Origin of the sequence: Sphingobium scionense, assembly GCF_014197035.1 — a bacterium.
Taxonomy (GTDB): domain Bacteria; phylum Pseudomonadota; class Alphaproteobacteria; order Sphingomonadales; family Sphingomonadaceae; genus Sphingobium; species Sphingobium scionense.
In genome coordinates this window covers 24227-48828 of the sequence record NZ_JACIEU010000013.1, presented here as the reverse complement: position 1 = coordinate 48828, position 24602 = coordinate 24227, and the positions used below count along the sequence as shown (strand labels likewise).

Annotated in this window: 28 protein-coding genes; 12 read left to right on the top strand and 16 right to left on the bottom strand. The window is 65.3% G+C overall.

Annotated features, from left to right (window positions below):
- Positions 1 to 142: 142 nt before the first annotated feature.
- Together GGQ90_RS16100 and pgeF are read right to left on the bottom strand one after the other, a co-directional pair.
- Entirely contained in the window at positions 143 to 928 is a 786-nt protein-coding gene (locus tag GGQ90_RS16100; RefSeq protein WP_188083097.1) for a FadR/GntR family transcriptional regulator, read from the bottom strand.
- Between the two features lie 54 nt (positions 929 to 982).
- Complete coding sequence (gene pgeF / locus GGQ90_RS16095) at positions 983 to 1744, bottom strand: peptidoglycan editing factor PgeF (protein ID WP_188083096.1); 762 nt, start codon at positions 1742 to 1744, stop codon at positions 983 to 985.
- A 152-nt stretch (positions 1745 to 1896) separates the two neighbouring features.
- Here pgeF and GGQ90_RS16090 point away from each other — a divergent pair, with 152 nt between their 5' ends.
- The 3 genes from GGQ90_RS16090 (at position 1897) to GGQ90_RS16080 (ending at position 6242) form a co-directional block, all read left to right on the top strand.
- Entirely contained in the window at positions 1897 to 3459 is a 1563-nt protein-coding gene (locus GGQ90_RS16090) for an amino acid permease (RefSeq protein ID WP_188083095.1), read from the top strand.
- 128 nt (positions 3460 to 3587) lie between these two features.
- The gene (locus GGQ90_RS16085; RefSeq protein WP_188083094.1) at positions 3588 to 3986 is read left to right on the top strand and encodes a DUF2946 family protein; all 399 of its coding nucleotides are present in this window, start codon (positions 3588 to 3590) and stop codon (positions 3984 to 3986) included.
- Positions 3987 to 4073: 87 nt separating this feature from the next.
- Complete coding sequence (locus GGQ90_RS16080) at positions 4074 to 6242, top strand: TonB-dependent receptor (RefSeq protein WP_188083093.1); 2169 nt, start codon at positions 4074 to 4076, stop codon at positions 6240 to 6242.
- Between the two features lie 106 nt (positions 6243 to 6348).
- On the opposite strand, the gene GGQ90_RS16075 is transcribed toward GGQ90_RS16080, so the two are convergent.
- A complete protein-coding gene (locus tag GGQ90_RS16075; RefSeq protein WP_188083092.1) occupies positions 6349 to 7620 on the bottom strand; it encodes a multidrug effflux MFS transporter in 1272 nt (423 codons plus the stop codon).
- A 223-nt stretch (positions 7621 to 7843) separates the two neighbouring features.
- Between GGQ90_RS16075 and GGQ90_RS16070 the strand changes: the two genes are divergently transcribed.
- Positions 7844 to 8140, top strand: a complete 297-nt coding sequence (locus GGQ90_RS16070) for an SEL1-like repeat protein (RefSeq protein WP_004208961.1) — start codon at positions 7844 to 7846, stop codon at positions 8138 to 8140.
- On the opposite strand, the gene GGQ90_RS16065 is transcribed toward GGQ90_RS16070, so the two are convergent.
- From GGQ90_RS16065 to GGQ90_RS16045, 5 genes are all read right to left on the bottom strand, one after another.
- The gene (locus GGQ90_RS16065) at positions 8141 to 9274 is read right to left on the bottom strand and encodes a GNAT family N-acetyltransferase (RefSeq protein ID WP_188083091.1); all 1134 of its coding nucleotides are present in this window, start codon (positions 9272 to 9274) and stop codon (positions 8141 to 8143) included. It abuts the gene before it with no gap.
- The gene (locus tag GGQ90_RS16060; protein WP_246428269.1) at positions 9271 to 9897 is read right to left on the bottom strand and encodes a glycerophosphodiester phosphodiesterase family protein; all 627 of its coding nucleotides are present in this window, start codon (positions 9895 to 9897) and stop codon (positions 9271 to 9273) included. Before GGQ90_RS16060 ends, GGQ90_RS16065 begins: the two co-directional genes overlap by 4 nt.
- Positions 9898 to 9970: 73 nt before the next feature.
- On the bottom strand, positions 9971 to 10438 hold the full coding sequence (locus GGQ90_RS16055; RefSeq protein ID WP_007715324.1) for a RidA family protein: 468 nt from the start codon (positions 10436 to 10438) through the stop codon (positions 9971 to 9973).
- The gene (locus GGQ90_RS16050) at positions 10435 to 11091 is read right to left on the bottom strand and encodes an HAD family hydrolase (protein WP_188083090.1); all 657 of its coding nucleotides are present in this window, start codon (positions 11089 to 11091) and stop codon (positions 10435 to 10437) included. Before GGQ90_RS16050 ends, GGQ90_RS16055 begins: the two co-directional genes overlap by 4 nt.
- Complete coding sequence (locus GGQ90_RS16045; protein ID WP_188083089.1) at positions 11088 to 11375, bottom strand: DUF3572 domain-containing protein; 288 nt, start codon at positions 11373 to 11375, stop codon at positions 11088 to 11090. Before GGQ90_RS16045 ends, GGQ90_RS16050 begins: the two co-directional genes overlap by 4 nt.
- A gap of 68 nt (positions 11376 to 11443) precedes the next feature.
- Here GGQ90_RS16045 and GGQ90_RS16040 point away from each other — a divergent pair, with 68 nt between their 5' ends.
- Both GGQ90_RS16040 and GGQ90_RS16035 read left to right on the top strand, forming a co-directional pair.
- Positions 11444 to 11806, top strand: coding sequence for a response regulator (locus tag GGQ90_RS16040; RefSeq protein ID WP_188083088.1), 363 nt, complete (start codon positions 11444 to 11446; stop codon positions 11804 to 11806).
- Between the two features lie 149 nt (positions 11807 to 11955).
- Positions 11956 to 13842: a PhoX family protein gene (locus GGQ90_RS16035; RefSeq protein WP_188083087.1), complete on the top strand. Its 1887-nt coding sequence runs from the start codon at positions 11956 to 11958 to the stop codon at positions 13840 to 13842.
- 135 nt (positions 13843 to 13977) lie between these two features.
- On the opposite strand, the gene rpmG is transcribed toward GGQ90_RS16035, so the two are convergent.
- The gene (rpmG, locus tag GGQ90_RS16030) at positions 13978 to 14145 is read right to left on the bottom strand and encodes a 50S ribosomal protein L33 (RefSeq protein ID WP_004208953.1); all 168 of its coding nucleotides are present in this window, start codon (positions 14143 to 14145) and stop codon (positions 13978 to 13980) included.
- Positions 14146 to 14346: 201 nt separating this feature from the next.
- Between rpmG and GGQ90_RS16025 the strand changes: the two genes are divergently transcribed.
- The 3 genes from GGQ90_RS16025 (at position 14347) to GGQ90_RS16015 (ending at position 15862) form a co-directional block, all read left to right on the top strand.
- Positions 14347 to 14670: a hypothetical protein gene (locus GGQ90_RS16025; RefSeq protein ID WP_188083086.1), complete on the top strand. Its 324-nt coding sequence runs from the start codon at positions 14347 to 14349 to the stop codon at positions 14668 to 14670.
- An 11-nt stretch (positions 14671 to 14681) separates the two neighbouring features.
- The gene (locus GGQ90_RS16020; protein ID WP_188083085.1) at positions 14682 to 15248 is read left to right on the top strand and encodes a TMEM165/GDT1 family protein; all 567 of its coding nucleotides are present in this window, start codon (positions 14682 to 14684) and stop codon (positions 15246 to 15248) included.
- Between the two features lie 122 nt (positions 15249 to 15370).
- On the top strand, positions 15371 to 15862 hold the full coding sequence (locus GGQ90_RS16015) for a Dps family protein (protein ID WP_004208950.1): 492 nt from the start codon (positions 15371 to 15373) through the stop codon (positions 15860 to 15862).
- Between the two features lie 89 nt (positions 15863 to 15951).
- Here the strand turns inward: GGQ90_RS16015 and GGQ90_RS16010 are convergent, their stop codons facing one another.
- The 5 genes from GGQ90_RS16010 to GGQ90_RS15990 all read right to left on the bottom strand — a co-directional run bounded on the left by GGQ90_RS16010 (position 15952) and on the right by GGQ90_RS15990 (position 21143).
- Positions 15952 to 16422 (bottom strand): GreA/GreB family elongation factor, encoded by a 471-nt coding sequence (locus tag GGQ90_RS16010; RefSeq protein ID WP_188083084.1) that lies wholly within the window; start codon positions 16420 to 16422, stop codon positions 15952 to 15954.
- 52 nt (positions 16423 to 16474) lie between these two features.
- The gene (gene cobT, locus GGQ90_RS16005) at positions 16475 to 18301 is read right to left on the bottom strand and encodes a cobaltochelatase subunit CobT (protein WP_188083083.1); all 1827 of its coding nucleotides are present in this window, start codon (positions 18299 to 18301) and stop codon (positions 16475 to 16477) included.
- Complete coding sequence (locus GGQ90_RS16000) at positions 18298 to 18720, bottom strand: OsmC family protein (protein WP_188083082.1); 423 nt, start codon at positions 18718 to 18720, stop codon at positions 18298 to 18300. Before GGQ90_RS16000 ends, cobT begins: the two co-directional genes overlap by 4 nt.
- Positions 18721 to 18756: 36 nt before the next feature.
- Positions 18757 to 19764, bottom strand: coding sequence for a cobaltochelatase subunit CobS (gene cobS / locus GGQ90_RS15995; RefSeq protein ID WP_007715348.1), 1008 nt, complete (start codon positions 19762 to 19764; stop codon positions 18757 to 18759).
- An 86-nt stretch (positions 19765 to 19850) separates the two neighbouring features.
- Entirely contained in the window at positions 19851 to 21143 is a 1293-nt protein-coding gene (locus tag GGQ90_RS15990; protein ID WP_188083081.1) for an Hsp70 family protein, read from the bottom strand.
- Between the two features lie 319 nt (positions 21144 to 21462).
- Between GGQ90_RS15990 and GGQ90_RS15985 the strand changes: the two genes are divergently transcribed.
- Positions 21463 to 21732, top strand: coding sequence for a DUF1294 domain-containing protein (locus GGQ90_RS15985; protein WP_188083080.1), 270 nt, complete (start codon positions 21463 to 21465; stop codon positions 21730 to 21732).
- A 12-nt stretch (positions 21733 to 21744) separates the two neighbouring features.
- On the opposite strand, the gene GGQ90_RS15980 is transcribed toward GGQ90_RS15985, so the two are convergent.
- Positions 21745 to 22362, bottom strand: a complete 618-nt coding sequence (locus tag GGQ90_RS15980) for a J domain-containing protein (protein ID WP_188083079.1) — start codon at positions 22360 to 22362, stop codon at positions 21745 to 21747.
- A 44-nt stretch (positions 22363 to 22406) separates the two neighbouring features.
- On the opposite strand from GGQ90_RS15980, the gene GGQ90_RS15975 reads away from it, so the two are divergent.
- Positions 22407 to 22694, top strand: coding sequence for a BolA family protein (locus GGQ90_RS15975; RefSeq protein WP_188083078.1), 288 nt, complete (start codon positions 22407 to 22409; stop codon positions 22692 to 22694).
- Between the two features lie 22 nt (positions 22695 to 22716).
- Positions 22717 to 23622, top strand: coding sequence for a pirin family protein (locus tag GGQ90_RS15970; RefSeq protein WP_188083077.1), 906 nt, complete (start codon positions 22717 to 22719; stop codon positions 23620 to 23622).
- 9 nt (positions 23623 to 23631) lie between these two features.
- Here GGQ90_RS15970 and GGQ90_RS15965 read toward each other — a convergent pair whose 3' ends face one another.
- A complete protein-coding gene (locus GGQ90_RS15965) occupies positions 23632 to 24483 on the bottom strand; it encodes an MJ0042-type zinc finger domain-containing protein (protein ID WP_188083076.1) in 852 nt (283 codons plus the stop codon).
- Between the last annotated feature and the right edge of the window lie 119 nt (positions 24484 to 24602).

Below are 24602 nucleotides of genomic sequence, written 5' to 3'. Positions count from 1 at the left end.
GTCCTGCCCGCTTGCCGCGATGCCTGTTTGACTGAACAGGTGTTTAGTTTTTGTCGGTCAGCCGGTCAAGCAGGCGCAGATCATCGCCCGCGGGCATCGCCCCGGTGCTGTCATCATCGCTGTCAATATTGCCCTGTCGGGATCAGTCCGCGCCGGGGGCGAAGCGGGCGCGGGTCGATTGCGCCGCCTTGCGCGCTTCCTCGACGGCTGCCTCTTCGGTCGCGAACAGCAGATGGTCGATCACCGCCGCCAGATGGCCGCGCATCGCCGCGCGCGCCGCCGCCGGATCGCGCGCCCGGATCGCCTGGGCGATGACGCGATGCTCCTCGACCACCGGCGTCACCTTGGCGGCACGGGCCTTGGCGAGCAGCAGCCGGGATTCCGGCGCGCTCGCCCGCATCTCCCACAGCCGCGCGACACTGTCGACCAGTGCCGCGTTGCGGGTCGCCTGCGCGATCAGCATGTGAAACTGCTGGTCGACGGCATAGGCGTCGCCATCGCGCAGATTCTCGCTGGCGATCTGCGCGACCAGCCGGTCCAGCTCGTCCAGTTCGTCCGGCCGGGCATGCAGCGCCGCCAGCGCCGCCGCCTCGCCCTCGATCGCCAGCCGTGCCTCCATCAGTTCGAAGGCGGTGATGCTGAACCGGGGCGCCTCGGCCGTCTGGCGATCGGCGCCGGGAATGCGTACCACATAGGCGCCCGATCCGACCCGCACCTCGACCAGCCCCTGCACTTCCAGCGCGATGATCGCCTCGCGCACGGTCGGCCGGCTGACATCATGCTCGATCGCCAGCTCGCGCTCGGGCGGCAGTCGGTCGCCCACGGCATAGCGGCCGCCCGCCAGGTCCGCGAGCAACCGCCGGGCGAGTTGCTGATAAAGGCGGCTGCCATCGCCGACGTCCGGCAGGGTCTGGGAAGAACTGGTCATGTCAGCCCCTCTCATGCGCTACTCCGTCCCGCTTTTGAAGCCCCTCAGCCGGGTTCAGCTGGGTAAGGCGATCATCGATATCTGCCGGCCATAATCGCTTTCCTGCGCATGGCAGGACCGGCGATAGCTGAAGAAGCGATCGGCCTGGCTATAGGTGTCCTCGTCCAGCAGACTGATCCGCCCGATCCCCGCCGCCTGCAGCCGCGACGCGACATAGGCGGCAATGTCGAACTGGCAGTGGCCGGCCCGCCCGGCGCTGAAGAATCGCGCATTGTCCGCGTCGTCCCGCTCGAACCGCTCGGCAAAGTCCAAAGTCACCTCGTAGGAAGCACGCCCGATGCAGGGGCCGATGGCGCAGGCAATGCCCGCGCGCGTCGCGCCCAGCATCTCCATCGCCGCGATCGTCCGGTCGGTGACGCCGCTGATCGCGCCCTTCCAGCCGGCATGGGCCGCGCCGATCACGCCGGCTTCCCTGTCGGCAAACAGCACCGGCACGCAGTCGGCGGTCAATATGCCCAGAATCAGCCCTGGCGTGCGGGTGACCATCGCATCCGCCTCGGGCCGCTCAGCCTCGGCGATCGGCGCGGTCACGGTCACCACATCGGGCGAATGGACCTGTCGCACCGTCACCAGCGTCGCGCCGGGCAGCAGCGCGTCACGCGCCAGATCGCGGTTGCGCAGGATTGCCAGCCGGTCATCCTCAGACCCCAGCCCGACATTCAAACCGGCGCACACCCCGGTCGATACGCCCCCCTGTCGTCCGGCAAAGCCATGCGGGACATCGCCCAGCGCGGGCGCCCGCAGCAACTCGATCATAAAATTTCCTTCGCGCGTTCAGTGAAGAAGCATGTCTCAGAAGCGCAACATACTTGCGCATGGCGGATTAGGCGATAGTCTCCCGTCCCACAGAAAAGGGGGGGCGGCTAACGCGTCGCCCGGGCAGAAGACTCCAATAAAGGGTTTCATTGATGATTTTCGGGCGCGTTAAGCCTCTCGACGCCATATTGGCGACGGCAGAGAAAAAATCACTGCATCGCTCACTGGGCGCATTCCAACTCACCATGCTGGGCATCGGCGCCGTTATCGGCACCGGCATTTTCGTGTTGACGGCCGAAGCCGCGCAAAAGGCGGGGCCGGGCATGATGCTCTCCTTCGTCATTGCCGGCTTCGTCTGCGCGGTCGCCGCGCTCTGCTATGCCGAAATGGCCGCCATGGTCCCGGTCTCGGGTTCGGCCTACACCTATAGCTATGCGGTGATGGGCGAACTGATCGCCTGGATGGTCGGCTGGGCGCTGATCCTCGAATATGCGGTCGCCGCGGGCGCCGTGTCGGTGGGCTGGTCCGGCTATGTGGTCGGCCTGATCGAACATACATTCCATCTCGACATACCCGATCTGCTGACGCGCGGGCCGTTCGACGGCGGCATGGTCAACCTGCCGGCTATGCTGATCGCGTCGCTCGTCACCTGGCTGCTGGTCATCGGTACCAAGGAAAGCGCCACCGTCAACGCGGTGCTGGTGCTGATCAAGGTGTCGGCGCTGACCCTGTTCATCGTCCTGTCGGTGCCGGTCATGAACATGGACGGCTTCACGCCGTTCATGCCGCTCGGCTTCTCGGGCGTGTCGGCCGCTGCGGCCTCGATCTTCTTCGCCTATGTCGGCTTCGATGCGGTTTCGACCGCAGCGGAGGAAACCAAGAATCCCCAGCGCAACATGCCGATCGGCCTGATCGGCTCGCTGGCCATCTGCACCGTCTTCTACATGCTGGTTGCCGCTGGCGTGATCGGCACCGTGGGTGCGCAGCCGGTTGCCGGCCCGGCCGGCGAAGTGCTCGCCCCCGGTTCGACCGCCCTGTCGCAGCAGTGCGCCGCGCTGGCCGCTGCCGGCACCGAAGCCGTCACCTGCTCGAAGGAAGCGCTGGCCTGGACGCTGCGTGAAATCGGCTGGCCCCAGATCGGTAACCTGCTCGGCCTCGCCGCCGGCCTGGCTTTGCCTTCGGTCATCCTGATGATGATGTTCGGCCAGACCCGCATCTTCTTCGTCATGAGCCGCGATGGCCTGCTGCCCGAACTCTTCTCGAAGGTGCATCCGACCTACAAGACGCCGCACGTCATCACCATCCTGACCGGCATCTTCGTGGCGCTGTTTGCCGCCTTCTTCCCGGTCGGCATCCTGGCGGACATCTCCAACTCGGGCACGCTCTTCGCCTTCGCCGCCGTGTCGATCGCGGTGATGCGCCTGCGCAAGACCGATGCGGACCGCAAGCGTCCGTTCCGCACCCCGGCCATCTACGTCACCGCGCCGATCGCGATCCTGGGCTGCGCCTATCTCTTCTGGAGCCTGGGCGTCGAAACCAAGCTGATGTTCGTGGGCTGGGCGACCATCGGCCTGATCGTCTATTTCGCCTATAGCCGCAGCCGCAGCCATGTCGGCCGGGGCGTGGTCGATGTGGCGGAGGATGGCGCGGGCATTCCGCCCCAGCCGGTGCCGCCGCTGCCGGGCGCGCATACGCCGGGCGGCCAGGACGCCTGATCGGCCTGACGATTGGTTGAAGGAAGGGGTGGGCGACCGCCCCTTTTTTCTTGGGTCATGCCGCCGGCTCGACCCCTGCGACCTTTTGTCTTGATGACAGCGCCCATGGGCCGGGCTAGGCCGTCCCCATGGGGAGCCTGCGCGCCTATCTTCAGCAGCATCGGGGGCAAGCGCTGGCGCTTGTCCTGCTGGCGCTGTGCATGAAGGCCTTGCTGCCCGGCGGCTTCATGCTCGCTGAGCAGCAGCGCACACTGGTGATCCAGTTCTGCCATGACGCCGCGATCGGCAGCACCGCCTCGCAGGTGATCGTGCCCTTGCAGGCTGATCCCGATCATCAGCCGGCCGATGCCGCCAAGCGTTCCTGCCCCTATGGCGCGCTCTCCATGGCCTCGCTCGGCGGCGCCGATCCGCTGATCCTGGTGCTGGCGCTCGCCTTCGCGCTGCTGCTCGGCTTTGCGCCGGTGCGGCCGCCTGCGCTTGTGCGCATCGGCCATCTGCGTCCCCCTTTGCGCGGACCACCCGCCTGATCTGACCATGGCCGTGCAGCCGCGCGGCCTTCTTTCCAGATCAAGCGCCCCTGTCGGGAAGGCAGGCGCGCGCAAACAGGGTTTCCGATGAAGACATCTCTCGTCGCAATCGCCGCATCGCTGGCATTGCTCCCCACCCATGTCGCCGCGCAGGACAGCCTGTCGGCCGATACTCCCATCGCCGATGATGCGGCCCCGCCGCTCCAGACCCGCTTCGACGGGGCGGCGCTCGATATCGGCAGCGCGCCGCTCAACGGTGCCCGGCTCGGCAGCGGCACATTGCGCCGTCGCGCCGTGTCGAGCAGCGACACCGCCGGCCTCCTCGCCAGCCTGCCCGGCGTCGCGGCCAATGGCGGCGGCGGCTTTTCTTCCATGCCGGCGCTGCGCGGCCTCACCGAACAGCGGGTCCGCATCACGCTCGACGGCATCCCTGTCGACATCGCCTGCCCCAACGACATGAACACGCCGCTTTCCTATACCGATCCGCAGACGGTCGGCAGCATCGCGGTGGTGCCGGGCGTCTCGCCGGTCAGCATGGGTGGTGACAATATCGCTGGCATCATCGCCGTCGAAAGCGCGATGCCACGCTTCGCCGTCGACGGCGGCACCTTGGTCACGGGGGAGGCGTCCAGCTTCTATCGCAGCAATGGCGACGCCTTTGGCGGTGGCGTCACGCTGACGGTCGCAGGCAAGCGGATCAGCGCCACCTATAGCGGCTCCTACACCCAGTCAGACAATTATGACGGCGGCGGCAATCGGGGTGTGGTGCGCTCGACCGAATATGCCAAGACCGACCATCAACTGGCGCTCGCCGCCCAGACGCGCCTGGGCCTATTCGAGCTGAAGGGCGGCTATCATGTCTCGCCTTATGAGGGCTTCCCGAACCAATATATGGACATGACCTCGAACAAGTCCTGGTTTCTCAACGGTCGCTATCGCGGCACCTTCGCCTGGGGCGATGTCGATGCCAGCATCGGTTATCGCGACACCGCGCACCGGATGGACTTCCTCGCCGACAAGCAGCCCGGCTCCATGCCGATGAACACGCAAATCCACAGCTTCACCTCGGCGATGAAACTGACCCTGCCGGTTGGCCCGCACGATACGCTGCGCGTCGGCGGTGACTATCAGCATCAGGGCATGGATGACTGGTGGCCGCCGGTTGCCGGATCGATGATGATGGGGCCAAATCCCTATATCAACATCAACAATGGCCGGCGCGACCGGCTGGGCCTGTTCGGCGAATGGGAATCGCACTGGACCGACCGGCTCTCCACCTCCATCGGCGCGCGCTTCGATCGGGTGCGGATGAACACCGGTGACGTCCAGCCCTATGGCACCGGCATGATGAACATGGCCGACGCCATGGCGGCCGAAGCCTTCAACGCGCGCAGCCATCGCCGCACCGACAACAACTGGAGCGCGACCGCGCTGGCGAGCTGGCAGGCGTCCGACCTGATCGCCTTTGAACTCGGCTATGCGCACAAGAGCCGCGCCCCCAATCTCTACGAACGCTATGCCTGGGGCCGGGGCGCGATGGCCAGCCAGATGATCGGCTGGTATGGTGACGGCAATGGCTATGTCGGCAATCTCGATCTCAAGTCGGAACAGGCCGACACGGTCAGCGCCGCGCTGCGTCTAACTGCGAAGGGCGGGGCGACGCTGAAAATCTCACCCTACTACACCCGCGTGAACGACTATATCGACGCGGTCCATCTTCAGGATCTGACCGACATGATGGGCATGCCCAGCGGCTTCGTGCAGCTGCAATTCGCCAATCAGGATGCCGAATTTTACGGCGTCGATGTCAGCGCCAGCGTGCCGCTCCGGCGCAGCGCCCATGTCGAAACCAGCTTCACCGCCAGCGCATCCTGGCTCCATGGCCAGAATCTGTCGGATGGCGGCCCGCTCTACCGCCAGATGCCGCTGGACCTGAAAATGGGCCTCGCCCACCGCATCGACGCGCTGGAACTGGGCGCTGATGTCGGATTTGTCGCGGACAAGAATCGCGTCGATGCCACCCGCAACGAACCCCGCACGCGCGGCTATGCGCTGGTCGACCTGCGCGCTGGCTACACGCTGCCGCTCTGGGCCAAGGGGCTGAAGCTGACGGTCGAGGCGAAGAATCTCTTCGACGCCGGCTATGATCTGCCGCTCGGCGGCATGTCGCTGGGCGATTATGGCGCGACCGGCGTGCTGCGCCCGGTGCCGGGCATGGGCCGCTCGATCAATCTGGGCCTCAGCACCCGCTTTTGACGAACCGGCCGGGCGTGCCTGATCGGCGCGCCCGGCCCCTTATCAGGATACACTCTGTGAAGGTCGGGTGGGGGTGTGGGCCGGTGCGGACTTTCCAAACAGAAAGTCAGTGCATCGCCTCATATTCCTCGCGCAGGGCGTTGAGGTGCGGCCGCGTGAACAGCTTGCCCCGCTCGGCCCAGAAGACGATCAGCAATGATCCCGATCCGAAGACCAGCAGCCCCAGGGTGAAGGGCAGGGTGGTTCCGTCGAAGGCGCGGCCGACCAGGCTGCCCAGCGCGCTCGACACTGCGGTCGTCAGGAATGCCTGGAAGGAGGAAGCGACGCCCGCCCCCTTGGAAAAGGGCTCCATCGAGATCGCGCTGAAATTGGACGCGGTGAAGGCGACCGTCATCATCGTCAGCGCCTGCAGGATCATGAAGGTGACGATCGTCTCCCGCCCGCTCAGGATCACCGCCAGATGCACCGCCGCGATCAGGATGAAGGCGATCAGCGCGCTCTGGCTCAGCCGTCGCGCGCCGAAGCGCGAGACCAGCCGGCTGTTGACCAGGCTGCCGATCCCCATGCTGCCGGCGATCGTCGCAAAGGCGAGCGGGAAGATCGCCTGCGCCTTGAACACGTCGAAGAAGATTTGCTGCACCGACAGGATGAAGCCGATGAGGCCGCTCATCACCACGCCGCTCGCCAGCATATAGCCGATCGAGCTGCGCGTGCGGAAGATCGTGCCGACCGTATGGCCGATCGCCTTGATGCTGATCCGCATCCGGTTGTCGGGATGCAGCGTCTCGGGCAGGCGGATCGCCATCCAGCCCAGGATCGCGGTGGCCAGGATCGCCAGCACCCAGAAGATCCAGCGCCACGGCGCGATCCACAGGATCGCCTGGCCGAAACTGGGCGCCATCACCGGGATCAGCATGAACACCGCGAAGATCAGCGACATGACCCGCGCCATCGCGTCGCCCTTGAACCGGTCGCGGATGATGCCGACGGTGATGACGCGGCTGGCCCCGGCAAAAAAGCCGGCGCTGGTGCGCGCGACCAGCAACATGGTGAAGCTGTGCGCCCCGGCACAGGCGATCGAGGACAGGATGAACAATATCATCGCCCCGCCCAGCACCTTCTTGCGCCCGAACTGGTCGGACAGCACCCCGAACAGCAGCGATCCCACGCCCAGGCCCATGAAATAGAAGCTGATGATCAGCTGCCGGTCATTGGGATTGGCGATGTGGAGGTCGCGGCCGATATCGGGCAGGGCCGGCAGCATCGGGTCGATCGACAGCGCATTCATCGCCATCAGGCACGCGCACAGCAGCACGAACTCGCGGAAATGAATATCCTTTGCGGCAGGCTGCGCGCCCATGGGGGAATTTTCGGCCATGTCCGGCCTATGCGGACAATCGCCCGGCGACGCCAGCCCTAAGGCGCGCATTTCCGAATCACATCGCGGCTGAGGCGTTAACCCTGCCGCACGCCGTGTCGACGGGCAAACTGCGCAAATATGCCGATTTTCACGTTAACCATTTTTTACGGCCTGCCGGGCATTCTGGCCCCACTCGCAAACCAAAGGCTGGAACATTGGGTTAGGGATACAGGGGAAGATCATGGCAAATAGTCTCAAAAGTGCGCAGTTTTTGATGGATAGTCGTCTGGCCGGTGCGGCCCACGGCTCGGCAGAGGCCTGTTTCGAACTGGGCGTCGCCTATAGCTGCGGCACCGGGGGCATGCCGATCGACCTGGTAGAGGCCCATAAATGGTTCAACCTTGCGGCCCGTGGCGGCAGCGAAGCGGGCCAGAGCATGCGCGCCGAAATCGCCGAGGAAATGACCGCGCGCGAGATTGCCGAGGCCCAGCGCCAGGCCCGTGCCTGGATCGTCGCGACCGAAGTCCGCGCCGCCTGATCAGCCTTCCTTGCGGAAGGGCGTTCTTTCGTTGAGCCACAGACGGTCGCGCTGCACTTCCTCCCGCTCGGCGTCGAGGAATCCCGCCACCGCCCGGCGAAAGCTCGCATTGGGAATATGATGCGCCGAATAGGTGGGCTGCGGCGCATAGCCGCGCGCCAGCTTGTGCCCGCCCTGCGCACCCGCCTCGACCCGGTCGAGCCCGCGCGCGATCGCCGCATCGATCGCCTGATAATAGCATAGCTCGAAATGCAGGTTGGGCACGTCCTCGCGGCATCCCCAATAGCGGCCATAAAGCGTGTCTTCGCCAATCAGGTTCAGTGCGCCTGCAATGGCCTGTCCCTCGCGCAGCGCCAGCATCAGCAATATCTTGTCCGCCATCGTCTCGCCCAGGATCGAGAAGAAGGATCGGGTCAGATAGGGCCTGCCCCATTTGCGTGCGCCGGTATCCTGATAGAAATCCCAGAATATGTCCCAATGCGCCTCGGTCAGGTCGCGTCCGTTGAGGTGGACGATCTCCAGCCCCTCGACCGCGCGCCGCCTTTCCTTGCGGATATTCTTGCGCTTCTCGCTCGAAAGCTCGGCCAGGAAATCCTCGAACCCGGCATAGCCCTTATTATGCCAGTGAAACTGGCTGTCCTCGCGAATCAGCCAGCCCGCCGCCTCGAACAGCGCGATCTGATCGGGATCGACGAAAGTCGCATGCGCCGACGACAGCTCGTTGCGTTCGACCAAAGTCTCGATTCCCGCGATCAGCGCCGGCCCCAGCGTCGAATCACGCAGCAGCAATCGGGGGCCGGGCACGGGGGAGAAGGGCGCGGCGATCTGTATTTTCGGATAATATTGGCCGCCTGCCCGTTCCCAGGCGTCGGCCCAGCCATGGTCGAACACATATTCGCCCTGGCTGTGGGTCTTGGCATAGAGCGGCGCGGCGGCCGCGATCGTCCCGTCCGGCCCGTCGATCACGATCGGCAAGGGTTGCCATCCGGTGCCCGGCCCGACGCTTTCGGACCGTTCCAGCGCGGTCAGGAAATCCCAGCTGATGAACGGATTGGCGCTGCCGGCACAGGCATCCCATTGCGCCCTGGGCAGGTCGGCGACGCCACCGGCGATGCGCGCGACAAATTCGTTCATGCCATCTCCTCGAAGATGATCTGGTCGACATGGGCCGCAGCGATCGCCCGCTGCGCCGCGCTGCGCACCGTCCAGCTCAACACCGGCAGCCCCCGGCGGCGGGCGGCATCGGCAAAGCGGAAGGGCAAGTCACGGATATCACAGGCCAGAAAATCGGGATTGGCCAGCCAAAGTGCAAGGGTGCGGTCGAACAGCGCGCGCAGCCGCCCCTTGTTCTGGCTGCTGCTCACCAGCCCGCGGACCATGTCCGGTCGCTGCCGCGCAAGCCAGCGCATCGCCAGCGGGTTGAACGACATCAGCGCCACCGGCTGGTCGCGTCCGTCGAGCGCCCTTGCCACCGCGGCGCAGATCGGCGCGATATCGCGTCCCTCCACCTTTATCTCGATCAGCAGCGGCGTCGTGATACAGGCGTCCAGCAGCGCGGCAAGGCGCGGGATCGCGCCGCCATCGGGCAGGTGCAGCGCGTCCAGTTCTGCGGAATCGCGATCCGCCACGGCGCCCGGCTGTCCGGTCATCCGCATCAGGCTGGCGTCATGAAAGACGAAGGGCAGGCCGTCGCGGCTCAGCCGGACATCGCATTCGATGCCCAGCCCCTCGGCGATGGCGGCATCGAACGCCGCCATGCCATTTTCGCTGATGCCCGCCCGATGCAGCCCGCGATGGGCGAAGGGGCGGGCGGTCAGCCAGTCGGGCCGCTTATGCAGCGGGGCGAACCTGCACGATCGCGTCGATCTCTACTGCGGCGCCGAGCGGCAGCACCGGCACGCCGACGGCGCTGCGGGCATGCTTGCCGGCCTCGCCGAACACCGCGACCATCAGTTCCGACGCGCCATTGGCGACCTTGGGCTGGTCGGTGAAGCCGGGCGCGCTGGCGATGAAGGCGCCCAGCTTGACGATCCGCTCGACCCGGTCGAGATCGCCGCCCAGCGCCGCCTTCATCTGGGCGATGAGGTTCAGGCCACAGGCACGCGCCGCCTCGACGCCATAATCGAGGTCGCGGTCCTCGCCCAGGCGGCCGGTCATCAACTGTCCGTCCTTCAGCGCGATCTGGCCGGAAATATGCAGCAGGCCATTGACCTCGACCGCCGGCACATAGGCGGCGACCGGCGCGGCGGCGGCGGGCAGGGTGATGCCGAGTTCGGCAAGGCGGGCGTCGATGCTCATGCGATGGCTCCATTCAGGGGCGTTGAAATAGCGGGGGCTGGCCCTTCGGCCAGGCGGGCGATGATCCATTTTTCGGCGCTGGCCCAATCGTCGATCCGGGCATGGGCCTTGTCCGCGACCGGGATGTCGCCGGCGATCTCGGGCTCGCCGACCATGTGCAGCCGCCATACGCTGGGCGCATGACGCGCGACCGAGGCATGATGCTCGCCCAGATCGTCGATGAACAGGGCGCAGCTCGGCTGGCGCTCGGCCAGGATATTGGCCAGCTTGCGCCCCTTGCCGCCATGGTTCCAGTGGACCGGCAGGTGCAGACCATGGCTCGCCAACTGCTCGATGCGCAGCTGGTGGTGGCGCTCGCCGATATTGGTCAGCACCTCGATGTCGGCGATCTGTGCCAGCCGGTGCAGCGCCTCGACCGCGCCGCTGATCGGGGTCTGGCGCGCCATTTCGGTATCGAAAAAGGCGATCAGCAACTCCCACACCAGTTCGCGTTCCAGCGGGATGCCGCTGTCCTTGTGGCGCAGCGCCTCGGCAAAACCCTGTTCGCGCATGTCGAAATGCACGTCCTGCGTCTCGTCCAGCCAGTGGCGGAACGGCACGACCATGTGCAGCAATACCTCGTCGCAGTCGGTGATGATCAGCGGACGGCTCATCGGCTCAGATTCTCCTTTGCGGCGATCAGGGCCGCCGGGCTGCTGTCGATCGCCTCGGCACAGGCAACCAGATCGGGTTCATGGTCGGCCAGGAAGCCCAGCACCGCGGCCAAAATCGCGCGATTGCCGACGCCGGCGCGCAACGCATCGGCATCCAGACCGGTCAGCGCCAGCAGCCGATCGGCCCGGCGACCATCGCTCAGCGTCCATCCCATTGCCATCAATGCCAAAATTTCGGCATCGGCGGCGCTATCCGGCTTGCCATTCGGGGTCTCGGGTCGCATGATTGGCTCTCGCGGAATGGGCGGCTATAGGGGCGCACCAAGGGGCTTCTCTGGAACGCGGGTGACTCGTGGCAAAGCGCGTGCTCGTTGTCGAGGACAACGAACTCAATCTGAAACTTTTTTGCGACCTGCTGCGCGCGCACGGGCACGACGTGCTGCCGCTGCGCGACGGCCGCGATGTGCTGGCCCAGGCGCGGGAGTTCGGGCCGGACCTGGTCATCACCGACATCCATCTGCCCCATGTCAGCGGCTATGACCTGATCGTTTCGCTCAAGGGCGATGACAGCCTGTCGGCGGTGCCGATCATGGCGGTCACCGCCTATGCCGGGAAGGGGGATGAGGATCGCATCCGCGCGGCCGGCGCCGACGCCTATGTGTCCAAGCCGATTTCGGTGCTGCGTTTCGTCGAACAGGTGAACGCACTGCTGTAACCCACCGGAAACGGCGTCACCGATGCGTCATGCTTCTGTCTTCGTCCTGACATCATAGCGCAGTTCGCGCGTCATCCTCCTCTGTCACCTCATGCGCGCCAGGGGCGCGGCGGTCATGCCGACGCTCGGATGCACAGGGGTATATTATCATGTCTCATCTGACCGACGAGGCGCGCGCGGCCTTCCGCGATGCGCAGCCCAAGATTGTTTCGGGCGAAGACAGCCTGGAAGCCATCGTCGCGGCCAATCCGGGCCGCCGTTCCGTCCTGAAGAACGGCCTGCTGGGCCTGTCCGTCCTGCCGATGCTGGGCGCGCTCGCCGCCTGCGACGATGACGACGACGACAGCACGCCGGCGCCCACGCCGGCCCCGACACCCACCCCCACGCCGACTCCGACGCCCAGCTATGGCATCAACTTCACCTCGGTCGCGATCAACACCAACGACACCGTGACCGTGCCGTCGGGCTATACCGTCGACGTGCTGCTGAAGGCCGGCGATCTGGTCGAAGCCGGCACCGCCTTTGCCAACGGCACCTTCCCGACCAGCGTCAGCCAGACCGCGGCCTGGGCCGGCGGCAATCATGACGGCATGGAATATTTCGAACTGACCGGCACCGACGCCAACAGCGGCGGCCTGCTCGCGATCAACTTCGAACTGCCCGACTATAACATCCTCTTCTCCAGCGGCAGCTATAACGCGTCGACCGCTACCGCCGATCAGAAGGCGATCGCGCTCTCGGCCGTCGGCATCGCCGTGGTCGAAGTGACTAAGGGCACGGACGGCAAGTTCGCGGTCAAGGCCGGTTCGAAATATAACAAGCGTTACAGCGGCAACACCGACTATCGCGTCGGCGGTCCTGCTGCCGGCGTCTTGCCCGGCACGATCCGCGGCATGCTCAATAACTGCTCGTCGGGCCGCACCCCCTGGGGCACCTATCTCACTTGCGAGGAAACGACGAACAACTATCTCGACCCGACCCAGCCCAACACCAGCTATGGCTGGGTGGTCGAGATTGACCCGTTCCAGGAACTGGCGCCCGCGACCAAGCGCACCGCGCTCGGCCGTTTCAGCCATGAAAATGTCGCCCACATGACAGACGCCAACAACCGCGTCGCCTTCTACATGGGTGACGATTCGACGCCGGGCTGCGTCTACAAGTTCGTGCCGGACCGCGCCTTCAGCAGCAGCAACCGTGCCGCCAACACCGACCTGCTCGATTATGGCACCCTCTATGTCGCGCGCTTCAATGCCGACGGCACGGGCGAATGGCGTCCGCTGGTCCAGGGCCAGCACGGCCTGGTCGTGGGTGCTCAGGATCCGGGCAATGTCAGCCAGTCGACCACGCCGCCGACCCCCACGACGGTCAATTTCACCAACCAGGCCGATGTCCTGGTCAATACCCAGTCGGCCGCCCGCGTCGCTGGTGGTACCATCATGGACCGTCCGGAATGGATCACGGTTGCGCCCAACAAGCAGGCGATCTTCGTCACCCTGACCAACAATAGCGGCCGCCGCGTCACCGACGCTGCCGATCCGCGCGTGACCAACCTGCACGGCCACATCCTCAAGTTCCGCGAAAATGGCGACTCGCCGCTGGCGAGCGCCTTCACCTGGGAAATCTTCCTGCTGGCGGGCAATCCCTCGCTCGCGGAGGATAATCTCAAGGGCAATATCAGCGGCGACTATTTCTCCAGCCCCGACGGCATCCGCATCGATCCCCAGGGTCGCCTGTGGGTCCAGACCGACCATAATCTCACCGGCAATGCGGGCACGCTGAACGGCGCCGCCACCAACATGACCGGCGCCTTCGGCAACAACTCGATGTATTATATCGACCAGACCAGCAAGCAGTCGAAGCGCTTCCTGGTTGGCCCGGCGGGCTGCGAGATCACCGGCATCGCCTATACGCCGGACCTCAAGAACTTCTTCATCAACATCCAGCATCCGACCGGAAACTGGCCGGTGGCGGGGCAGCTGCCGCGCTCCTCGACCATCGTGGTGCGTCGTACCGACGGCCAGCCGGTCGGCAACTGACGACATCGGGCTCCCGATCTTCGGATCGGGGGCCTAGCCGGCTCGAATGCCAACAGGAAAAGGCCCGCTCCCAACAGGGACGGGCCTTTTTCGGTGCCGAAAGATCAGGCGCGCGGGCGCGAAGCCCGTAGCGGCTTACTTGATCTTGGCTTCCTTGAACTCGACATGCTTGCGCACGACCGGGTCATACTTGCTGAAGCTCAGCTTTTCGGTCGTGGTGCGCGGGTTCTTCTTGGTGACGTAGAAGAAGCCAGTGTCAGCCGTGCTGACGAGGCGGATCTTGACAGTTGCCGGCTTGGCCATGGCTTGGTCCCTGGTCTTGAAATAGCGTAAAAAGAAAAGCGGCCCTGTCGGACCGCCCCGTTTCAGCGGTGCCCCTTGGGACAGATTCGCCCCGATGTCAAGGCTCGCGCGCCCAATGGAGGCTGCGCAACAGGCTTTACGGCCCTTTAACCCTATGCGCGCATGCTGCCAGGCGGGGCGCGGATGAAGGGAGATGACTCCATGCGACATGATCCGAAACTGGCGATTCTCGCCGACCTGCTGCGGCGGGTCGACGGACTCGCCGCCCAGCGCGGCCATGTGTCGGTGCCGCGCCTGCATGACGAGGTCGACCAGATCCGCCATATCGCACGCGCCTTCCGCGTCGATAGCGTCGGCGACCTGGCCGCCACGCTCCAGTCGGTCCTCTCGCTCGACGGGCTCGATTCGGTCGTCCTCTCCTATCTCGACCGGATGCGCGACGCGATCGCCGACGAACTGCCGCCGCTCGACAATATTTTGCCGCCGGCCGCCGCGCCCGCTATCGTGCATCGCCTGCACGCCTGACGGGATTTGGAATGGACGCCTTGCTGATCGCCCTGCTGGGCTGCCTGTTCGGGGAAATTGGCGACAAGGGGCAGTTGCTCGTGCTGGCGCTCGCCCATCGTTACCAGCGTGACGGGGCGATCATCGCCGGCGTCGCCGTTGCCGCCATCGCCAATGCCGCCCTTTCCGCGGCAGCGGGCGCCTGGATCGGGCCGATGCTCGGCCATGATGCACGGCTCCTGTTCATGGCGCTGTCGGTGCTGTTCCTGGGCGTCGGCCTGCTCTGGCCGGTGAAGATGCCCGACACGCTCGACGACTGGCGCATCGGGCCGTTCCTCACCACTGCGCTGGGCGTCTTCATTCTGGGCTTTGGTGACGGGCCGCAATTCCTGATCCTTGGCATCGCCACCCGCACCGCCGACCCGGCGCTGGCGGCGATCGGCGGCGCGATCGGCGTGATCGCCGCCAGCGTGCCGGTGATCCTGATGCGCGACCGATTCCTGTCCGTGCTGCCGGTCAGGGCGATTCGGCTGGTCGCCGGCGGCATCGCCATATTGGCGGGCGCGGGCATGGCGATGAGCGCGATCGGCCGGCTCTGATCGATTCCCTCCATCAGCCTGACCGATAAATTGCCCAAAGATTTCCGACTTGCGGGGGCACCTTATTGACGGACAATCATTATATGTCCGAAATCAATTCCGCCCCAACAGGAGGACAATGCATGACCGCCCCCGATCTCAAGACGCCCACCGACCTCAAGAGCAACGCCACCAAGTCGGTCGCCGAGGCGCTGAACGGCGCCCTGGCCGACAGCTTTGCCCTCTATCTCAAGACCAAGAATTTCCACTGGCACGTCTCCGGCCCGCATTTCCGCGACTATCATCTGATGTTCGACGAGCAGGCGACCGAGATTCTGGGCGTGACCGACCTGATCGCCGAGCGCGTGCGCAAGACCGGCAACACCACGCTGCGCTCTATCGGCGACGTCGCCCGTCATCAGAGCGTGAAGGACAATGACGCCGATTTCGTCAGCCCCGCCGACATGCTCAAGGAACTGCGCGACGACAATCTGGCGCTGGTCGAAACCTTCCGCGCGGTGAAGGCCGCCGCGACCGAGGCAGGCGACAATGCGACCGAAGGCATTGTCGACGACTGGACCGACCAGGCCGAACAGCGCGCCTGGTTCCTGTTCGAAGCCGCCCGCGGCGCCTGAATCTGAAAAGGGCCTCCCGGCAAGTCACCGGGAGGCCCTTTTTCGATCCAAGGTCCGTTCGCTTCCAGCCCTTCGGGAAGGGCGAAACGCTACGCCTCGTCCACCACCCCGATCGCCACGATTTCGATCGCACCGTCCTTGCCGGCAAAATCGACCGCCTCGCCGATCTCGGCATCCATCATCGCGCGGGCCAGCGGCGCGGAAAAGCTGATCCGCCCCTCATGCGGATCGGCCTCGTCATCGCCGACGATCGCCACGGTCTTTTCCTGGCCGTTCAGCCGATAGGTTACCCGCGTGCCGAACGCGACCGCTTCGCCATCGGCCGCCGGGCGCAGTTCCGCCGTCGCCAGCCGCGTGCGCCAGTAGCGCAGCACCCGCTTGTGCTTCTTGGCGGCTTCCTCGTCCATCGCAGCGGTGTCGATCGCTTCCAGCGCCGCGACCTGTTCCTGCGTCAGCCGCAATCCGCGCGCCGTGACCCAATTGGGGCCGGGCGGGATCGGCAGCTCGAACTTGGGCTCCATATGCTCATCGTCGCTCTCGCGACGAAAGGCGACACTCATCACACTCTCCTGAAATAGACTTTTTTACGGGACGATGGGCCGAACCGGCCGGTCAATCCTCGTCGAACAGTCCTGCAAGCTGTTCAACCATCGTGCCGCCCAATTGTTCGGCGTCCATGATGGTCACGGCGCGGCGATAATAGCGGGTGACGTCATGGCCGATGCCGATCGCCACCAACTGCACCGGCGACCGGTTTTCGATCCAGTCGATCACCTGGCGCAGATGCCGTTCCAGATAGGTGCCGCTATTGACCGACAGGGTGCTGTCGTCGACCGGCGCACCGTCGGAAATCACCATCAGGATGCGCCGCTCCTCGGGCCGCGCGATCAACCGCGCATGCGCCCATAGCAGCGCCTCGCCGTCGATATTTTCCTTCAGCAGCCCTTCGCGCATCATCAGGCCCAGATTTTTGCGCGCCCGGCGCCAGGGTTCGTCGGCCTTCTTGTAGATGATGTGGCGCAGGTCGTTGAGCCGCCCCGGCATCGGTGGACGCCCGGCCGCCAGCCAGTCCTCGCGGCTCTGCCCGCCCTTCCAGGCGCGCGTGGTGAAGCCGAGGATCTCGGTCTTCACGCCGCAGCGCTCCAGCGTGCGGGCCATGATGTCGGCACTGATCGCGGCAATGCTGATCGGCCGGCCGCGCATCGAGCCTGAATTGTCGATCAACAGGGTGACTACGGTGTCGCGGAACTCGGTGTCGCGCTCGATCTTGTAGGTCAGCGACCGGGTCGGATCGATTACGATCCGCGCCAGCCGCGCCGCGTCGAGAATCCCTTCCTCCTGGTCGAAATCCCACGAGCGAAGCTGCTGCGCCATCAACCGGCGCTGCAACCGGTTGGCGAGCTTGGTCACTGCGCCCTGCAAGCTGACCAGTTGCTGGTCCAGGAAGCCACGCAGACGGTTCAGCTCATCCTCGTCGCACAGGTCGTCGGCGGTGACGACCTCGTCATGCTTCTGGGTATAGGATTTATAGTCGAAACCGGGGGGCAGGTCGGATGTCGGCCGATTGGGCCGCACCGGCATCATGCCTTCCTCGCCCATATCGTCGGCGCCGTCTTCTGCGTCGGCGTCGAACTCCTCGCTATAGTCGGTGTCGCCCTCTTCGGTCTCGCCGCCCTGATCCTCGGACCGGGCCTCGGCGTTCATGTCGCTGTCGCCCGATTCCTCCTGACCGGAATCGCCTTCTTCCTGCTCTTCCTCCTTGTCCTCGCCCTCATCCTCGGGATCGGGATCGTCGGTTTCGGGCGGCACGTCGGCATCGACCAGTTGCAGATGCTCCAGCATCGCCTGGGTCAGCTTCTGGAAGGCGCGCTGGTCGTCGATGGCGAGGCCCAGCGCGTCGAGATCGGTGCCGGCCTTGTCCTCGATCCACTGGTCGACCAGCTTCATCGCCGGCCGCAATTCCTCGGGCACCGCCTGGCCGGTCAGCCGCTCGCGCACCTTGAGCGCCAGCGCGGTCGACAGCGGCACCTCGTCCGCCGCCCGCGCCCGGCGGATCGGATCGGACTTCAGGCGCATCGCCAGCGCCTCGTTCAGGTTCGCGCGCACGCCGTCCAGCGCCCGCGATCCGATCGCCTCGACCCGCGCCTGCTCGACCGCGTCGAACACGGCGCGCGCCACCGCTTCGCCCGGCGCCATCGCATTGTGCAGCCTGGCATTATGGTGGCGCAGCTTCAGCGCATTGGCGTCGGCAAAGCCACGCGCCAGCGCCACCTGATCGGCGGGCAAAGCGCGGCTGGGCGTCGGCACCTTGATCGCCTTGCCCACCATGTGCGGCGTGTCGGCGGTGAAGCTCACCTCCACCTCCGCGTCGCGCGTCATCGCCCGCGCGGTGCCGGCCAGCACATCCTTGAAGGCGTCGAGAGGGGACCGTTCGCTCACCGGCCCTCCGGATCGCTCACGCGCGGCACGGCAATGGTCTCGATCTGGGTCTCGACCTCGCTCATCAGCTTGTGGACAGGGCATTTGGCCGCGACCGCGATCAGCTTTTCATGCTGCTCGTCGCTCATCGGCCCGGTCACGGCGATGCGGGTGGTCAGCTTGTAGATGCCGGCCCGTTCCTGGCTCGCATCACGCACCACGCCGACATGGATATTCTCCACCGGAATGCCGTTGCGCTGCGCATACCACAGCATGGTCATCGCCTTGCACGCACCCAGCGCCGAATCATACAGGTCATGCGGGTCCGGCCCGGCGTCATCGCCGTCGGGTGCCGACATGTCGGCGACGATCTCATGGCCCCGGATGCTGATCCGGTGCGCACTGCCGCCATTGGGGTCGATCCGTTCGACGACGATCATGGGTCTGCCCTTTCGTTCAAGGGGCCGAGCGAACGGTCAGTTCGCGCGGCGCGCCACGCTCTCGGGCAGATCCTTGCCAAAGACGCGCTGATAATATTCGGCCACCAGCGGCCGTTCCGCCTCATCGCACTTGTTGAGGAAGGAGAGGCGGAAGGCGAAGCCGACATCCTTGAAGATCAGCGCATTCTGCGCCCAGCTGATCACGGTACGGGGCGACATCACGGTCGAGATATCACCGTTGATGAAGCCCTGGCGGGTCAGTTCCGCCACCTTGATCATGCTCTCGACCTCCTTGCGGCCACCCTCATGGTCGTACTCGCCGGACTTGGCCAGCACCACCTGCGCCTCGGTCGCGGCGGGCAGGTAGTTCAATGCCACCACCAGGTTCCAGCGGTCCATCTGGCCCTGGTTGATCTGCTGCGTGCCATGATAGAGGCCGGTCGTGTCGCCCAGGCCGACCGTGTTGGCGGTCGCGAACAGGCGGAAATGCGGGTTCGGCCGGATCACGCGATTCTGGTCGAGCAGGGTCATCTTGCCGTCGGTTTCCAGCACGCGCTGGATCACGAACATCACGTCCGGGCGGCCGGCATCATATTCGTCGAACACCAGGGCGACCGGGCGCTGTAGCGACCAGGGCAACAGGCCTTCCTTGAACTCGGTGACCTGCTGGCCGTCCTTCAGCACGATCGCGTCGCGCCCGACCAGGTCGATGCGGCTGATATGCGCGTCCAGGTTGATGCGGATGCACGGCCATTTCAGGCGCGCGGCGATCTGCTCGATATGGCTCGACTTGCCGGTGCCATGATAGCCCTGCACCATGACGCGACGGTTGAAGGCAAAACCGGCCAGGATCGCCAGCGTGGTGTCCGGATCGAACACATAGGCGGGGTCAAGGTCGGGCACGCGCTCGTCGGCCTGGGAAAAGGCCGGAACCTTCATGTCGATGTCGATGCCGAACATCTCGCGCACATCGACCTCCCGGTCGGGCGCCTCCATCAGCGTCTCGGTACGGGCATCGGGCTGGATGTTGGAAATGTCGGTCATGTCGTCATCATCTTCCTGCGAGTCACTCTCGCCCTAAACGATCGGGCAAGGGTGTGTCGAGACAGTGGAGGCTGGATCGCGCGGGATCAAGCGGCCCATTCGGTCAGATTGGCCTCCTGTCCGACCAGCGCCAGCCCATGGGCGATCGATGTCAGCTCGCCGCCGGTGGCGATCCGGTCATGGCCGAAACGGCGGAAGAAGATATCGCGGATCGCCGGGATCAGCGACGATCCGCCGGTCAGGAACACCCGGTCGATGCTTTCCGGGGTCACATTGGCCTTGGCCAGCGCCTTGTCGACGGTCGCCTCGATCGCGGCGATGTCGGCCGCGATCCAGCGCTCGAAATCGGCGCGCGCGACCTCGGTCTCGATTTCGATGCCGCCACCCGCGAAGCGAAAGGTCGCGCTGTCCGCGTCCGACAAGGCTCGTTTCAGCGCGCCGACCGCATCATTGAGCGGATAGCCCAGTTCCTTCTCGATCACCGTGATCATCCGGCCGATCGCGGCCGGGTCGCGCGCCGCCTTCTGCAATTTACCCAGTTCGTCCATCGTCCGCCGGTTGCGCATCAGGGCGAGGCGCGACCAGTCGGCGAAATCGGCGAAATAGCTGCGCGGTATCTCCAGCTCCTTGCCGAAGGAGGTGTAGGCGCTGCCCTTGCCCAGCATCGGCAGCACCAACTGGTCCATGATGCGATAATCGAACCGGTCGCCGGCCAGGCCAATGCCCGCCGATCCCAGCGGCACGCAGCGCCGCGCCGCGCCCGGCGCCTCGACCCGCACCAGCGAAAAATCGCTGGTGCCGCCGCCGAAATCCGCGACCAGGATGGTCGCCGCGCTGTCGAGCCGGCTGGCATAGCTGAATGCCGCGCCCAGCGGTTCATAGACATAATGGATCTCGCTGCCGAAGCCGGCGAACATCGCATCATAGCGCTGCCGCGCCAGCGCCTCGTCGGGCCGCGCGCCGGCATATTCGACCGGCCGGCCGACCACGATCCGCTCGGGTCTTTTGTCCAGCGTGCCGCTGGCATGGCCGATCATGCGCCCCAGGAACATCTGCCCCAGTTCCTCGAAGCGATAGCGTTTCTCAAAGATGCTGGCGCTTTCGAAGATCGGGCTGGCCGCCACCGACTTGAACGATTGCAGGAACCGGCTGTCTTCGGGAAATTCCAGATATTCACTGATCGCCCAGGGGCCGGCCTCATGCGCCATGCCGCCCTTCACATGGCTGTCATGCCAGAAGCATAGCGCCGATCGGAACACCGCGCCGGTCGCCTGCGCGCCGGCAAATTCGACCAGCTCCGACTGGCCGGCATCGGCGATGGCGGCGACGCTGTTGGTCGTGCCGAAATCAAGGCCCAGGGCGCGGGGCGGGGTGTGCATATATGTCTCCGGGGGAAGGGGGCGGCGCCTATGGCAGGGCTATAGCCTTGCTGCAATAGCGAGCAAAATGCTTCCTTGTCGCGGCTGCGGCCGATGTGGGGCCAGTTACTGTCCTACAGGCGGGCTAGGATGCTATGTTGCAAACGGCTCTTTCCCATCGTCGATCTGCGCGTATTTCTTGTAATGAAATTACAGACCTAGGAATTTAAATGTCAAAATGTGCGGGAAATGTGCGAAGTTAAGCGAAATTGGTTCCTATGTTTTGCATCGGCAATTGGGTGGAAACCGCTTGTTAAATCGACCGGGCCATGGATGCTCGATGCTTATTGTCATCCTCACCATCCTCTTCCTGGCGATCAACGGATGGACCATGCTGATGTTCAAGCTGGACAAGATGCAGGCGATCGCCGGCGAACGGCGCGTGCCGGAGGCTAACCTTCTGATGCTGGCCTTCATTGGCGGCACGCCCGGCGCCTTTGCTGCCCGCCATCTGTTCCGTCACAAGACGCGCAAGGAACCCTTCTCCACCCAGTTGATGGTCATCGCCGTAGTTCAGGTCGGCGCCCTGATCGGCTGGTTCCTGTTCTAGCGCTGGGCTTGCCTACGTGAACACCGGTGCCTTGCGCAGATGGCCATAGGCCTCGATCACGTCCTGCAACTGCCCTTCCTTGGTGCGGTCGCCGCCATTATGGTCGGGATGATAGCGGCGCAGCAATTCAGTGTAGCGGGTGCGCAGCGCCTTGCGGTCGGCATCGATCGGCAGGCCCATAACCGACAGCGCCTTGCGGTCCTCGGCCGACAGATACTGGCCGTCCTGCCGCATCTGCGCATCGGCCCGTGCCTTGGCGACCCGTTCCTTGAACCTGGCGCCGATCGCATCGAGCGGATCCTGGAAGTCCGACCATTTGGGCGGCGGGCTCGCGGCATTGCTGGAAAAGGCGCGGGTCTCCCGCTCCCAGCCGGCATAGGGGCGCTGGGCCGCAGCAATCTCCTCCGGGCTCATGCCGGTGAAGAAATTATAGCCCTGGTTGAAGGCGCGGACATGGTCCAGGCACAGCCAGCGCCAGCGCGGCCCTTCCTGGTGTGACCGGCTGCCATCCTGCGATGGCGCGCGGAATTCGCCCGGCTCCGGACAGCCCGGCACCGCGCACGGGCGTTCGCTTTCCACGCGGCCGTGGAAACGGTTGAAACGACGGGTCGAGAAGGGATCGCTACTCAAGATTGTCCTGATGAAATGCCGGGCAAAGGGGCTATATAGTCGCCATGACCGATGTTTCAAAAGGCCCTGTCGCCACCGAGATCGAGGCGCGTCTGCGCGCCGCCCTGACGCCCGTGCATCTTGCCGTCATCGACGACAGCGAAAAGCATCGCGGCCATGCCGGCCATGATGGCTCGGGCGAAAGCCATTTCACGGTGGAGGTCGTGGCCGACCGCTTCACCGGCCAGAACCGCGTCGCCCGCCAGCGCCTCGTCAACGCCGCGCTCGCCGAGTTGCTGCGTGACAAGGTCCACGCCCTCGCCATCAAGGCGCGCGCGCCCGGAGAAGCCTGACCCCAACGACAGGAGCCGTCCCATGTCGAGCGATACTATGCTGTTGCAAACGATCACGCCCACCACCCATGATCTGGGCGATTTCAAGGTGCATCGTGCGCTCCCGGCGAAGGAGCGGACCATGGTCGGCCCCTTCATCTTCTTCGACCAGGCTGGCCCTGCCGCGCTGCCGGCCGGGCAGGGGGTGGACGTTCGCCCCCATCCGCACATCAATCTCGCTACCGTCACCTATATGCTGGAGGGGACGTTCCTTCATCGCGATTCGCTGGGCACCGAGCAGTTGATCGGCCCCGGCGCGGTCAATCTGATGACCGCGGGCAAGGGCATCGTGCATTCGGAACGCACGCCGATAGCCGATCGCGGCCATGACAAGAAATTGCTGGCGATCCAGACCTGGCTGGCGCTCCCCGAACGCGATGAAGAGCGCGATCCGGCCTTCGAGCATGTCGAGGGCGGCGGCCTGCCGGTGCTGGAGGATCATGCCTCCTGGGCGCGGGTCATCATGGGCACGCTCTGGGGCGAGACGGCGCAGGTCTCGACCTATGCCGACACCATCTATGCCGATATCCAGCTCCGTCCCGGCGGTTCCATCCCCGTCGATACCGTCGCGGAGGAACGGGCGCTCTATCTGTGGCAGGGATCGGCCACGCTCGACGGCGTCGAACTGCTGCCCCAGACTCTCTATGTGCTGCGCCCCGGCGTGCCGGCGACGCTGCACAGCGATCAGGGCGCCAATCTCGTGCTGTGCGGTGGTGAGGCGTTCGCGACCCCGCGGCATGTCTGGTGGAATTTCGTGTCCTCGCGCCCCGATCGGTTGACGCAGGCGCGCGAGGATTGGGACGCGATGCGCTTCCCGCTCATTCCGGGCGACGATCAGGAGTTTATCCCGATTCCGCAGGGCCGGCCCAAGACCGTCAGCTACCCCTGACGGTCAGGTTTATTCCACGAAGGTCAGCGACAGATTTTCGGCATTTTTGGGAATGTCGATCCGGCTTTCGTTGATCGACGCTTCCTCGCCGGGCTTCAGCCGGGCCTTGTCCGCCTTGGTGGTCCAGCTGAACACCAGCCGGTTCTGCCGGTCGCGCAGTTGCACCAGCACCGGCGGCACCGGCAGCGCCTGCTTGCCGCTGTTCACGATCCGCGCGCCAAAGGCGAAATATTCCTCGCCGGTCGGCAGCTTGCGCCGCTCGGCGGGCTTGGACAGATAGAAGAGCAGGTCCGGATCGCCCTCTTCGGCGACCAGTCCCATATTCACCGCCCAGGCCGGTGGCCCGAAATAATGGAGCGCAGCCCCGGCAGCGGCGACCAGCAGGAAGAAGAAGACGGCCGCCCAGGTCAGCAGCTTGGCGCCATTGCGCCGACGCTTGGCCGGCAGCGACGGCGGCGGTGGCACCTCTTCGGCGGGCTGCGACACGCCGGCATAGATATCGTCGAAACGGTAATCGGCCGGAATCGCCGACACCGGCTCGGCGGCGGGTTCGGGCGGCGGCGGCGCGACTTCGGGCTGCGCCGGCGCGACCGGTTCCGGCTCGGGTGTAAATCGCATCGGCGCTTCTACAGGTATCTCTTCCACCGGCGGCGGCGGCGGCGGCGGCGGCGGAGCGGGCGGGGGCGGTGCCACTGGCGCCGCATACACCGGCTGCGGCGTCTCTTCGCGCGGCGCGGGGGCGGGGCCTTCCTGGAACCAGCTATGCTTGCAGGCTGCACACCTGACCTGGCGTCCGTCCGGGCCGACGGCGGTGTCGGGCACGATGTAGCGCGTCGCGCAATTGGGGCACACCAGGATCATTCTGCTTCATAGGCATGGCAGGGACTCTAGGGCAAGAGTCTGAAATGCTGCGCGACGGATCGCAGCGACTCGCGGCATTGTGCGGGATAGTTTGTCGGCCCGCCCTTTACGCGTCCCCG